This window comes from Pseudomonas sp. B20 (assembly GCF_020515755.1).
GTDB classification, from domain to species: domain Bacteria; phylum Pseudomonadota; class Gammaproteobacteria; order Pseudomonadales; family Pseudomonadaceae; genus Aquipseudomonas; species Aquipseudomonas syringae.
This window is the reverse complement of sequence record NZ_JAHPJG010000005.1, coordinates 319,254-333,737: the sequence shown is the minus strand read 5'-3', so window position 1 is coordinate 333,737 and position 14,484 is coordinate 319,254. Positions and strand designations below refer to the sequence as shown.

Below are 14,484 nucleotides of genomic sequence, written 5' to 3'. Positions count from 1 at the left end.
GGCCGGCAATCATCTGCGGGCCGCGAGGCGTGCAGATGGCGACTCGGTCGTCCGCACCGATGCCCATACCAATCAGGCGATGCGCGATCCTGTTGGCCTGGGCGTTGAGTGTCGCGTAGCTCCATGACTCTTCTTCAAAGCTGACGGCAATCGCATCCGGCGTGCGCTGCGCTTGCGTTTCAAACTGGCTGTGCAGCGTCTGCTCTTGCGGATAAACCGCATCGGGTGCATTGAAACCGTCGGTCAACTGCCGACGCTCGGCCTCCGACAACAGAGGAATGTGGCTCACCACCGTCTGGCTGTCAGCCACCATGGCCCGCAGTATCGCCTCCAGATAACCCAGGTGGCGTTCGATGGTGCCGTGGTCAAACAGCGCTGTGGCATATTCCACGATGCAGCGGAAATGATCAGGGCCATCGCTGACGCTCAACGCCAGGTCGAATTTTGCGAATGCAGCCTGTTCATCCAGCGGTTCGAGCTGCATATCGCCCAGTTGCAATCCCAGCCCCTGGCTGCCGTCCCAGGTCAGCGATGCCTGGAATAACGGGCTGTGCGCGAGGCTGCGCGGCGGCCGCAGGCGCTCCACCACTTGTTCGAAAGGCAGGTCCTGATGGTCCTGCGCTTCCACCACACGGGCCTTGATGCGCTCCAGCAGCGTCACCACATCCGGCTCGCCCGACGTATCGACACGCACGGCCAGGGTATTGACGAACAGACCGATCAAGCCTTCGATTTCAGCACGACGGCGGTTGGCAACCGGCATGCCGACGACCACCTCTTCCTGTCCGGACAGCCGCGCCAGCAATACGGCCCATGCGCCCATGAACAGCATGAACGGTGTCACCGACTGCGCCTGGCAGAAGGCTCTGAGGTCGGTGCTCAGACGCGGGTCGAGATCCAGCGCGACGCTGGCCCCGGTGTAGTCCTGATGCGCAGGACGTGGACGGTCGGTGGGCAGGGTCAGCAATACCGGCGCACCCGTCAGGGTCTGCTGCCAGTAATCGGCCTGATGACTCAATCGCTCGTCGTCCAGCCAGTTGCGTTGCCACACGGCGTAATCGCCATATTGCAGCGCCAGCGCAGGCAATGGATCGTCCTGCCCTTGACTGAACGCCTGGTAGAGCGCGGTCAGTTCGCGGGTCAGCACGCCCAGCGACCAGCCGTCGGCAACGATGTGATGCACAGTCAGCAGCAAGACGTGACGGTCTTCAGCCAGACACAGCAAACGGCCACGGATCGGCAGGTCATGCCGCAAGTCGAAGGGCTGCGCGGCCTCTTCCCTGATCACGGCCTGCAACGCTTGCGGGTCCTGTTCGCGTAAATCCTGCCAGCAGATGCGCGGCACTTCAGTCACAGACGCGGCCTGTACCCAGGCATTGTCGTCTTCCTGGCTGAAGCGGCTGCGCAGGCTGTCGTGGCGGGCCACAATGCGCTCCAGTGCCCGCGTCAAGGCACGGCTGTCCAGCGGACCGGTCAGTTTCAGGCCCAGCGAGATGTTGTAGGCGCTGTTGGCGTCTTCCATTTGCGCCATGAACCAGATGCGCTGCTGAGCGGAAGACAAGGGTACCGGGCCGTTGCGTGGCTGCACGTCGATGACCGGCAACTGACTGCGCGCGGCAGCGCTCAGGCAGTGTGCAACCGCGATCAGCGAGCTGTCGGCAAACAGGTCGCCAAGGGCCAGTTCCAGTGACAGGCGCTGACGGACCTGAGAAACCATGCGCATGGCCAGCAACGAATGACCGCCCAGCTCAAAGAAACGGTCATGGCGGCCTACGCGCTCGACCTGCAGCAATTCGCTCCATATCAGAGCCAGTGCGGTCTCAAGCTCACCTTGCGGGGCCTGGTATTCGCCAGTCGACAACGCGGTGCGATCGGGTACCGGCAAGGCACGGCGGTCGACCTTGCCGTTGGCCGTCAATGGCCAGCTATCCAGGCGCACCAATGCGCCGGGCACCATATAACCCGGCAGGCGGGCCAGCAGCGCGGTACGCAATTGCTCCACGGTGCATGAGGCAGCGCCTGCACGCTCCGTGAAGTAGCCCACCAGCCGTGGTTGCCCCGGCTCGTCTTCGCGAGCCAGTACCAGTGCCTCCTCGATACCCGGCAACTGGCTGAACTGGTTTTCGATCTCACCCAGTTCGATACGCACCCCGCGAATTTTCACCTGATCGTCGTTACGACCCAGGTATTCCAGGGTGCCATCGGCATTCCAGCGCGCCAGATCGCCGGTGCGGTACATGCGCGCCTGTGGTTGCCCGGCGAACGGATCATGCGCAAAGCGTTCGGCAGTCAGTTGCGGCTGATTCAGGTAACCGCGGGCCACACCGTCGCCACCGATATACAGCTCACCCGGCACACCGAGCGGGACCAGCTGTTGCCGCTCATCAAGCAGGTAAATCGAGGTGTTGGCGACCGGTCTGCCGATGTCCAGGCTGCCGTCGGGTAATAAACGACCGGAGGTGGCGACCACCGTGGTTTCGGTGGGGCCATAATTGTTTATCACCGCAAAGCCCGGATCGCGATGGAACTGGCGCAGCCGGTCACCGCCGATCAGCAGCGTGCGCAGGGTTGGATGACGCAGATTGCGACTGAAGGCGTATTCGGCCACCGGTGTGGGCAGAAAAGCGACCTGCAATGGCTGGGCGATCCACCAGTCGAGCAGCGCATCGAGCTGCTCATTGCCGATTTCGGCCGGTGGCAGGTGCAGCGTCGCCCCGGCGCACAAGGCCGGCCAGATTTCCCAGGCCATGGCGTCGAAACCAAAGCCCGCCACACTGGCGGTATGACTGCCCGCACGCAGATCGAACGCCTCACGGTGCCAGTCGATCAGATTGTTCAGTGTGCGGTGTTCGACCATCACGCCCTTGGGCTGGCCGGTCGAGCCCGAGGTGTAGATCACATAGGCGAGATGGGTCGAGTCGAGCGTGTCGACGTGAGGGTTGTCTTGCTGCTCGGGCCAGTTTGCCAGGTCCAGTTCGATCAGTGGGGTGTTCAATCCCGGCAAGCCCAACCCTTGCAGGCGTTCGACAAACGCCGGTTGAGCCAATACCGCAACCGGCGCGCTGTCGCCGAGCAGATAGGCAATGCGCTCATCCGGGTGCGCCGGATCGACCGGCACATAGCCCGCACCGGCCTTGAGCACCGCCAGCAAGCCGACCAGCGTCTCCAGGCTACGTCGTGCCACCACCGCCACGCGGTCATCGGGTTGTACGTCAAGACTGAGCAAATGATCGGCGAGCGCATTGGCGCGTGCGTTCAGCTCGCGGTAGCTCAGGTGTTGTGCACCTACCTGTGCGGCAATGGCGTCAGGCTGCTGCTCTGCCAGCAGCTCAATGCGCTGATGAATTGTCAGCCTGCGTTCGTAGTCAGCACGTCGGTCATTGAAGTCCAACAACAACTGCGCACGCTCGCTGGCGGGCACGATATCGAGCTGATCGACCGGCAACTGCGGCGTCTGCTCCAGCGCATCGACCACGCTTTCCATGGTCCATTGCATATAGGCGCAAATACTGTGCGGGTCGATGCCTGCGGTGGCTTGAGCCGTCAAGCCAAAGGCTTCACCCAGATCATCGACGCTCAGCACCAGCGGATAATTGCTGCGCTCCTGAGCCTGCATCACTTCAATGCCTTGCCATGTTTCACCGGACGCCTGCGCCGGCGCACTGTGGCGGTAGTTGAGCAATGCGTTGAACAACGGCGTCGGCGCCTTTACCCCACTGCAGCGCTGCGCCAGTGCCAGCGGTGCGTGTTCGTGGCGCATCAGTGCGGTCAGGCGCTGGTGGGTGGCGCGCACTGCGGCTTGCACGCCCTGCTCAGCCAGATCGAGGCGCAGCGGCAATGTGTTGATGAAGATGCCCAGCGCCCGTTCTGTGGCCTCGGCACCCAGCAGGCGCCCCATCAGCACGGTGCCGAACACAACCCGCGACTGTCCGGCGAGGCCCGCCAGCACACGTGCCCAGCCTAAATGGAACAGGCTGGCGACACTGATGCCCAGCGTTCGCGACTGAGCACGCAGGCGCTGACACAATTGCTGATCGAGGGTGATGCTGTGCTCTTCGATCGCATCACCCTCGCCGCTCAGATCCTGCAGGCCGTAGGCCAGTGTCGGTTCGTCGAGATCACCCAGCATCTCGCGGAAAAACGCTTCGTGCTGAGCTTCGCTGACGCCCAGCAGCGCTTGCCCGACATAGTTGCGAAACGGTACCGGTACGCCCAGCCTTTCGGCTTGCCCCGACAGACAGGCCTGTATTTCATGGCGCACCACCTCAAGGGCACTGTGGTCCATGGCAATGTGGTGGAACAGCAGCGTAGCCTCGACCCGCTGGCCTGCTACGGGTGCATGGCAGACCAGACGCATCAGCGGTGCCTGGCCCAGGTCCATCGTCAGGTCTGCCGCGAGCGGCGAGCGGTCGACCTTCAGTTCAGCGTGGCGCCAGACCACCTGCACCGGGGTTTCCAGCCCCTTCCAGTGTATTGAGGTGCGCAGAATGTCATGCCGGGTGATGACGCTTTGCAGCGCCTCGGCGAACGCGTCCAGACGTGCCTGGTCAGAAAAGGCGAATTGCACCTGCATGACATAGGGATCGCCTTGGGTGGCGGTGACATGATGGTAAAGAATGCCTTGCTGCAGCGGCGCCAGCGGGTAGATGTCCTGGACGTTCGCGGCACCTCCCGGTATCGCGTCCATCAACAGGTCGATAGCCGCCTGATCAAGCTTCACCAGCGTCAGCATTTCGGGGGTGATTCGCTCGCAACCCTGCTCGATGCCATTGGCTGGCAATGCCGGTGCGCCGCGCTTGCCGTTCTGATAATCGCCCTGTTCGATGAGCTCGATCAGCGCCGGTTTATGCTCACGCAGATGCTCCAGTAGCCCGTTCTCGGTCAAGGCACGGCGATTGCCCTGCACCACTAATTGACCGTCCTTGACCGTCAGGTGGATTTCGTGAGCTTTGAGTGTCGCCAAAAGTTCGTTGATGCTCACAGGGTAATCTCCATGTTCTCTGTGATGGCTGCGTAGCCCGCCAGCGTAGGTTGTTCGAAAAGCGCCCGGACATCGGCCTCGATGCCTTCCTGGCGCAGGCGCGCAGTCAGGCTCACCGCCAGCAGCGAATGACCGCCCAGTTCGAAAAAGTTGTCGTGACGGCCGACCTGCCCGACCCCGAGCAGTTCGCTCCAGAGCCTGGCCAGCAAGGCTTCGGTTTCGCCTTGCGGTGCTTCATAAGGGCGGGTCAGGAGCGCATCTTGCCCGGGCGCAGGCAGCGCCTTGCGGTCCAGCTTGCCGTTGGGGCTCAGGGGCATTTCATCCAGATGCACGAACAGTGCGGGCACCATGTAATCCGGCAACTGCGCACGCAGCACCTCACGCAATGTCTCGACCGACAGCTGTGTGCCGGTGTAATAGGCCACCAGCCTCTGCCCGCCTGGTTGCTCGTCGCGCACCAGCACGACCGCCTGTTCGATACCCGGATGGCTGAGCAGGCAGGCCTGAATGTCGCCCGGTTCGATACGCAACCCGTGGATCTTCACCTGATCGTCATTGCGGCCAAGGAACTCGAGGTTGCCGTCTGCCAGCTGGCGTACCAGATCGCCACTGCGGTACAGGCGATCCCCTGCTACGAAAGGGCTGTCGATAAAACGTTCGGCATCGGTCTTTGGCAGGTTCAGGTAGCCACGCGTCACCCCGGCACCGCCGATATGCAGCTGGCCGATAACCCCCTGCGGTACGGGCTGGTCATGGGCATCGAGAACATAAAGCCGCGTGTTGCTGATCGGACGCCCGATAGGCAAGGCAGTGTCCGGTACGGCTTCGTCGGCTTGCAGTGTCCACACGCTGCAATCGACGGTGGTTTCGGTCGGGCCGTACACGTTGTGCAGGCGTACCTCTGGCAAACGTTTGCGTAGCTGCGCGGCCATCTCCACGGTCAGCTCGCCGCCCCCGCAGACAATGTCGGTCAGGCTGCTGCACGCGCTGCTCTGCGGCAGATCGAGGAACTGCTGCAACAGTGCAGGAACGAACTGCACCACGCTGACCTGGCGCTCCTGAATCACTTGCGCCAGGTAAGCAGGATCGCGCTGGCCGTCAGGGCGGGCCAGCACCAGCGCAATACCGCTGCTCAGTGGCCAGAAGATTTCCCAGACCGAGGCGTCGAAGCTGATCGGGGTCTTTTGCAGCACGACAGTGCCCGAGGTCGGTGGGCACAACCTCGAGCTCCATTGCACTAGGTTGCTGACGTTACGGTGCTCGACCATCACCCCTTTCGGCGTACCGGTGGAGCCCGAGGTATAAATCACATAAGCCAGATGCTCCGCCGTCAGGCCGGGAACGCGCGGATTCTGATCACGCTGAGCGTCCCAGGTCACGCTGTCCAGATCGATCCGCAGGGCGTGCTCGTCGTCGAGCAGATCGCGGGTGCCGGCCTGTACCAGCAAGGCGACCGGCGTGCTGTCCTTGACCATGTACTGCAAACGCTCGCGCGGGTAGCTCGGATCCAGGGGTACGTATGCACCACCGGCCTTGAGGATCGCCAGCAGACCGATCACCATCGACAGGCCGCGCTCGACACAGATCGCAACCCGTTGATCAGGCCGCACGCCCAGATCGATCAGGTGATGCGCCAGGCAGTTGGCCTGTTCGTTGAGCTGGCGATAGCTCAATTGTGTACGCCCCGCGCGTAGGGCTATCGCCTGCGGCGTACGCACCGACTGTGCTTCGAACAGCCCGTGCAGGGTTTGCTGAAGATCGTGATGGATCGCCGTGGCGTTGAATTCGACCAGCGAGCGCTGCCGCTCTTCAGCGCCGAGTACCGACAGATGCTGCACCGGCAGATCCGGCTGGCCTTCAAGGGCATCCAGCATGGCCGTCAGCGTCTGCTGCACATAAGCACAGATACGTTGCGCCCCTACCTGCGGTGGCACGGTAACGCTCAGGCGCAGGCTGTCGCCCAGATCGTCGACGTTGAGGCTCAACGGGTAGTTGGTGTGCTTCTCGCTGGTCAGAATCTCCAGGCCTTGCCATGCATCGAGCTGCGCATCCTGGCGCGCCTGGCCTGCGGCGTGTCGATAGTTGAGGATTGCACTGAACAACGGCAATGGCGCTGCCACCCCGCTCCAGCGCTGTGCCTGAGCCAGGGATGCGTGCTCATGGCCAAGCAGTGCCGCCAGTCGTGCATGCGTGGCGCGTGCGCCGTCGCGCACGCTGAGGTTGCCCAGATCGATCCGCAACGGCAGCGTATTGATGAACATGCCCATACCACGGTCGGCACCCGCACCGCCCTGCAAACGACCTAGCAGCACAGTGCCGAATACCACGCGGTCATTGCCGGTCGCCGCGCCCAGAACCCGCGCCCACGCCAGATGCAACAGGCTGGCGACGCTGACACCCAGTTGCCGCGCCTGACTGCGCAGGCGCTGTAGCAACGCATCGGGCAGCACCTGCTGGGCTTCCTCGATGCAGCTGCCGTCACCCTGCACATCGCGCAGATCGAATGGCAATGTCGGCTCGTCTATATCGCCCAGTTGCTCGCGGAAATACGCCTCATGTTCCGCTTCGCTGACACCCAGACGTGCCTGGGCCACATAGTTGCGATACGGCACGGCGGGCTGAGTCGGGCCCGGCTCGCCGCGCAGATGGGCGAGCATTTCTTCGCGCATGACTTCGAGCGCCGTGGCGTCCACCACAATGTGATGGAAACGCAGCGTTGCCGACAGGCCTGGGCCTTCCGCGTCCGGGCAGTAGGCCAGACGGATCAGCGGCGCACAGCTCAAGTCCATACGCGCCGCGCCCGCCGGGGTGTCGATTTGCGCCAGTGTCACCCGTTCGACAAGCAGGTCCGCCTGGCGCCAGACCACCTGTTGCGGCGTTTCCAGGCCTTCCCAGACGATCGCCGTGCGCAGACTGTCGTGCCGCGCGATGACCTTGCGCAAGGCAGCGGCCACCGCCTCCAGACGCTCCGGGCTGTCGACGTTCATGCGCAATTGCAGCAAGTACGGGTCGCCCTGCTCGGCAGTCAGGTGGTGATAGAGAATGCCTTCCTGCAGGGGCGCCAGCGGGTAGATTTCCTGCACATTGGCCGCTCCGCCAGGCACCGTGGCGACAATGCGCTCGATGGTCGTCTGGTCGAGCTGTGAAAGGCTCAGCAGGTCCGGCGTGATGTGTGTACAACCGGCCGGAACGCGATTGAGCGGCGTCGGGATTTCACGCCCTTTGCCCACCGATGCGGCCAGCGCGGCGACGGTCGGCTGGCCGAGCAGGACGCGTACATCGACGCTGAGCCCGGCATTGCGCAGACGCTCGACCAGACTGACCGCCAGCAGCGAGTGGCCGCCCAGCTCAAAGAAGTTGTCATGGCGACCGACTTTTTCCAGGCCAAGCACGTGTGCCCAGAGATCAGCCATGAGGGTTTCAGTTGCACCCACGGGTGCTGCGTAGGCCTGACTGGTCAGCGCTTCCAGCTCCGGGTCCGGCAAGGCACGACGGTCAAGCTTGCCATGGCTGGTCAGCGGCAACGCGTCCAGGCGTGTGAAGGCCAGCGGCACCATGTGCGCGGGAAGACGTGCACGCAACGCCTCGCGCAGCGCTTCGGGTTCGACAGGAGCATTTTCGGTGAACCAGGCCAGCAAACGTTCACCGCGCACCAGCACCACAGCGTCCTGCACCTCAGCCTGACTGGCCAGAACCGACTCGATTTCGCCCAACTCGATGCGCATGCCGCGAATTTTTACCTGATCGTCGTTGCGTCCCAGGTAGTCGAGGCTGCCATCGGCATTCCAGCGCACCAGATCGCCGCTGCGATACAGGCGCGCCTGAGTTGCGGCACTGAACGGGTCGGCGATAAAACGCTCTTCGGTCATTTGCGGACGATTCAGATAGCCACGGGCAACCCCCGCGCCACCGATATACAGCTCGCCGACGACACCCACCGGCACCGGCTGCAACTGCTCGTCCAGTACATACACGCGAGTGTTGGCGATCGGGCCGCCGATATGCAACGGCCCGCCCGGCTGCATGGCACCAGAGGTCGCCACCACGGTGGTTTCAGTCGGGCCGTAGTTGTTGATCACGGCGAAGCCAGGGTCGCTGTCGAACTGGCGCAAGCGGTCGCCACCGATCAGCAGCGTGCGCAGGGTCGGGTGCTGGCGCGAGCGTCTGAAGGCCTGCTCGGCCACCGGGGTGGGCAGGAAACCGACCTGAAGTGGCTGCTCCAGCCACCAGTCGAGCAACTCATCGACGTGCTCGTTGCCGACCTCGGCCGGTGGCAGATGCAGTACCGCACCGGAACACAGCGCTGGCCACACTTCCCAGGCCATGGCGTCGAAGCCGAAACCGGCCACGCTCGCCGTATGGCTGCCAGCCTGCAGAGCGAATGCCTGACAGTGCCAGTGCACCAGATTGACCAGCGTGCAGTGCTCGACCATGACGCCCTTGGGCTGGCCGGTGGAGCCGGAGGTGTAGATGACGTACGCCAGTTTTTGCGCATCAAGGGCCGCAACACAGGGGTTATTGCCGGAAGAACCCAGCCAGTCCGCCTGCTCGATGTTCACCCGTGCAGTATCGCCGGCCAGCTCGTGGGTCGAGTTTTCAGTCAGAACCACGCGGGGCGCGCTGTCCTGCAGCAGGTAGGCAATACGCTCGGCCGGATAGACCGGGTCGACCGGCACGTAGGCCGCACCGGCCTTGAGCACCGCCAACATGGCAACCAGGCGTTCGGGACCACGGTGCAGGCACAGGGCGATGCGCTCATCGGTTTTGACGCCCAGGTCAATCAGATAGTGGGCCAGGCGATTGGCGCGCTCGTTGAGCTGAGCGTAGGTCAGGACATGACCTCCCTGAATCACCGCAGGGCTGTCTGGCTGGCTGGCGGCCTGCGCTTCGATCAACGCATTGACGGTGCAGTCCTGCGGGAACGGCTGCTCGCTGCCGTTGAAATCGAGCAACAAATGGTTGCGCTCTGCCGCGTCGAGAATCGCTACGCTCTCCAGCCGCAGCGGCAGCGCCTGTTCCAGAGTGTCCAACAGATGCTCCAGCGTGTTGAGCACCCAGCCAGTGATACGCTCGGCGCCCATACCCTGCTGCGCCAGCATATGCAGGTCGAAACCTTCACCCAGATCGTCCACACAGAGCGTCAGCGGGTAATTGCTGCGTACATCGCCACCGAGCACACGCACGCCTTGCCAGAGCCCTTCGCCGTCCTGCGGTTTTACCTCAGCGCTGTGGCGATAATTGAGCAGCGCACTGAACAGCGGGGAACCCGATGCCACCGCGCTGCAGCCCTGAGCGAGAACCAGCGAAGCCTGCTCGTGAGCGATCAGCGCAGACAGCTTCGCGTGCACCGCCTCGACGGCTGAACGAGTGTCCTGCGCCGTATCCACGCGCAGCGGCAGGGTATTGATAAACACACCGAGCGCCCGGTCAGCGCCCTCACCGCCCATGCGTCCCAGCAACACAGTGCCGAACACCACGTCGCGACGATTGGCGAGCACGCCCAGAACCCGCGCCCATACGACGTGCATCAGGCTTGCAGCGCTCACCCCGAGCTGGCGTGCCTGCTCGCGCAGCCGCAGCGCCAGTTCAGGGTCGAGGGCCCGTCGCTCCTCCTCGATGCCACTGCCGTCGGCGTGCACGTCCTGTATGCCAAAAGGCAGGGTTGGCTCATCGACGTCACCGAGCATTTCAGTGAAAAACGCTGTGTGGCTTGCCTCATCATTGGCCAGGCGTACTTGCGCGACGTAGTTGCGATACGGCACCGGCGTTTTCAAGTCATAGCGGTGGCCGAACAGCAACGCTTGCATCTCGCGGCTGACGATTTCCATCGCTGTGTTATCCAGCACCAGGTGGTGGAAGAGCAGAATGGCGACGGTCTCGCCGCTCGACGCTTGCTGGGCATGCACCAGACGCATCAAGGGTGCCTGGGTCAGATCCAGTCGATGATGACGGGCGTCGAACTGGCGTTGCAGACGATCGATGACAGGCGTTTCGGGGTCATCGGCCTCGAACTCGATGGCTTGTACCGTCAGCTCGGCGTTACGCCAGACCACCTGTTGCGGGCTTTCCAGACCTTGCCACACCACCGAGGTGCGCAGGATATCGTGGCGGTCGATGACTTCCTGCAAGGCCGCAGCCCAGCTGTACAGACGCTCCGGCGTGTCGAACGCCAGACGCCATTGCAGCAGATAGGGATCGCCCTGCTCTGCGGTCAGGTGGTGATAGAGAATGCCTTCCTGCAACGGTGCCAGCGGGTAGATCTCCTGCACATTGGCGGCACCGCCCGGTACGCTGGCGACAATGCGATCAATGGCTGGCTGTTCGAGCGCCACCAGACTCAACATGCCCGGAGTGATCTGCTTGCAGCCTGCCGGAATAAGGTTTGCCGGCACCTTGAAGGTGCTGACGTCCGTCTGACATGCCGCCAGAGCGGCCAGTGTCGGCTGGCTGAGCAGCACATGCACATCCGCCTTGAGTCCGGCCTTGCGCAGTTGCTCCACCAGACTGACGGCGAGCAAGGAATGGCCGCCCAGTTCGAAAAAGTTGTCGTGCCGCCCTACGCGCTCGATGCCCAGCACCTGTGCCCAGATGGCCGCCATGGCGATTTCCACTTCGCCCTGCGGTGCTTCGTAAGCGTTGCCAAGCAGGTACGCCGGGTCCGGATCGGGCAGCGCACGGCGGTCAAGTTTGCCGTTGGCCGTCAATGGCAGTGCCGCCAGCCGGGTAAAGGCGCGCGGCACCATGTAGCCCGGCAGGCGTGCGCGCATTGCCGCTGCCAGCGTGTCGGTGTCGACCGTGACGGTTTCTGTGAACCAGGCCAGCAGATGGAGATCGCGAACCAGCACAACCGCGTCTTTGATACCCTCCAGACTGGCCAGCACCGATTCGATTTCGCCCAGCTCGATGCGCATGCCACGAATCTTCACCTGGTCGTCGTTACGGCCAAGGTAATCCAGAGTCCCGTCGTCGTTCCAGCGCACCAGATCGCCGCTGCGGTACATACGCGCCTGTGCAACATCGCTGAACGGGTCGGCAACAAAGCGCTCGTCGGTGAGTTGCGGCTGGTTCAGGTAGCCTCGCGCAACACCCTCACCGCCAATGTAAAGCTCACCGGGTACACCGACGGGCATCGCTTGCAAGTGCTTGTCGAGGACGTAGACACGGGTGTTGGCGATGGGGCCGCCAATGTGCAGCGAGCCGGTGGCCAGCACCTGACCGGAGGTGGCTACAACCGTGGTTTCGGTCGGACCATAGTTGTTGACCACGGCATAACGGCGGTTGTGAGTGAACTGCCGCAGGCGATCGCCGCCGATCAGCAGCGTACACAAAGTCGGATGATCCTGATTCTGGCTGAAGGCGTACTCGGCCACCGGGGTGGGAAGAAAGCTCACGTCCAGCGGTTGCGCGCGCCACCAGTCGAGCATGGCTTCAATGTCCTCACCACCGTCCTGGACCGGCGCCACATGCAGGGTTGCACCAGCGCAAAGGGTCGGCCAGACCTCCCAGGCCATCGCATCGAAACCGAAACCGGCCAGGCAGGAAGTATGACTGCCCGCCTTCACATCGAAAGCCTGGCAGTGCCAGTCAACCAGATTGGCCAGGGTTCGATGCTCCACCATCACGCCTTTGGGCTGGCCAGTGGAACCGGAGGTATAAATGACGTAGACCAGATTGTCGCTGCCCAGCCCCGCTACCTGCGGATTGTTCTCGGCGCCCTGGCCGTCGATGCAGTGGTCCAGTTCGATCAGCGGCACTGCCAGCGGCGGCAGACGCTCGATCAGCGAAGACAGGGTGAGCACCACCACCGGCGCGCTGTCAGTGAGCAGATAGTGCAGGCGTTCGCGCGGGTGCGACGGATCGATGGGCACATAAGCCGCCCCCGCCTTGAGAACGGCCAGCAGCCCTACCAGGGTTTCCAGGCCACGGCGCGAAACGATTGCCACGCGATCGTCAGGGCGTACGCCCTGATAGATCAGACGCTGAGCCAGGGCATTGGCCTGACGGTTAAGTTGCGCGTAGGTCAGATGTTGCCCCTGGAATATCGCCGCCACGGCATAGGGGCGAGTACGGGCCTGCTGTTCGATGCGTCGATGAATCAGTTGCTCGTCGCCCGCAACGCTTTCAGTCTGGTTCCAGGCTTGTAGTTGCAATTGCTCGGCAGGTTCTGAGAGGTGGAAGTTCTGAATCTTCAGTGACGGGCTTTCCAGCCCCTGCTCCAGAATGTGCAGCAAACGCCCGGCAATCGCCGAGGCCTCATCATCATCGATCCAGGCACGATGGTGAACCAGGTGCAGCGAGGCTTCGTCGTTGCAGCTGTTGCTGCGCAAATGGACGGCCAGCGGCGTCGCCTCGTAGCCATTGGACACTTTTACAGTCTGCGCCTGCGCATCGGTGTAGCAGTAACCATGGTCTTCCAGCTCGTAGGACACCGAAACTTCGAACAGTTGCGCCCTTCCCTCACGTGACAATTCGAGGCTGCGATTAAGCTCGCTCAAGGGGAAGCGCTGATGGCGGAAGTCACGTTTCAGTGCGTTGCGCACCTCGACCACCAAGGCAGCGAAGTCCAGCCCTTCGTCGAAGGCCATGCGCACGGCACTGACCTGAGCGAAGTGACCCAGCGTCGCCTTGAAACGCGCACCACTGCGATTGAGCAGCGGCAGCCCGACAATCCACTCGTCGCGTTGCGCCGTGCGCGCGAAATAGACATGCAGAACCGCCAGCAGCACATGAAACGCCGACGCATTGTGGCGCTCGGCAAATTGTTTCATGCGCGCATGCAAGGTACCGGGAAGCGGCTGCACCCAGGCGTGCGACGGCGCCGGGTCATTCGCCCGGCGGTTGTGATAGCGCGACACCAGCAACGGCTCCGGCAAATTACAGTATTTTTCCAGCCAATAAGCCCTGTCCAGCGAATAGCGTTGCGACGCCTGATAACGTGCATCGTCTGCAATGAAGTCGCTGTACCCTGGTGCAACCAGTTCGAGGTCTTTGCCTGCCATCAACGCGCTGTAAAGCTCGCCCAGGGACTTGAACAACAGTCCGAAACCCCAGCCATCGAGAATCAGGTGGTGGGCCTGGCCTGCCAGCCAGTGCTGATCATCAGCCAGACGGATGAGACAGAAGTCGAGCAATGGGCTGCCATCCAGCACGTACGGGCGGCGCATGTTGTCATTGATCAGTGCTCGCGCTGCCTGTTCCGGCTCGGGGTGACCGCTGACGTCGTGCAACGGCAAGGACACCGGCAGGCGAGCCGCATATGACTGCAGCGGCATGCCATCCGCTCCGGCACCCGGCATCAGCACCGTGCGCAGCACTTCATGTGCGCAAACCAGTTGCTCCAGCGCCTTGTGCAGGGTCGCCGGGTCAACCGCTCCGGACAGTTGCAGATAGCCGCCGATGTTATAAAGCGGAGAGTCACCGCGGCTGATCTGATCAAGCCAGACGTCGCGCTGAGCAGCGGTCAATGGGAATGTTGCGGCGCTGGAGGCGAGCATGACTCAAGG

General features: G+C 62.9%; 2 protein-coding genes. Both read right to left on the bottom strand.

What is annotated here, in order from left to right; all coding sequences use genetic code 11:
* Window positions 1-4,981: non-ribosomal peptide synthetase (locus LIX91_RS07980; protein ID WP_226488294.1), on the bottom strand; the 4,981-nt coding region annotated here is incomplete at its 3' end.
* Window positions 4,978-14,475, bottom strand: a complete 9,498-nt coding sequence (locus LIX91_RS07975; protein ID WP_226488293.1) for a non-ribosomal peptide synthetase — start codon at window positions 14,473-14,475, stop codon at window positions 4,978-4,980. The genes LIX91_RS07975 and LIX91_RS07980, both read right to left, overlap by 4 nt.
* Window positions 14,476-14,484 lie beyond the last annotated feature (9 nt).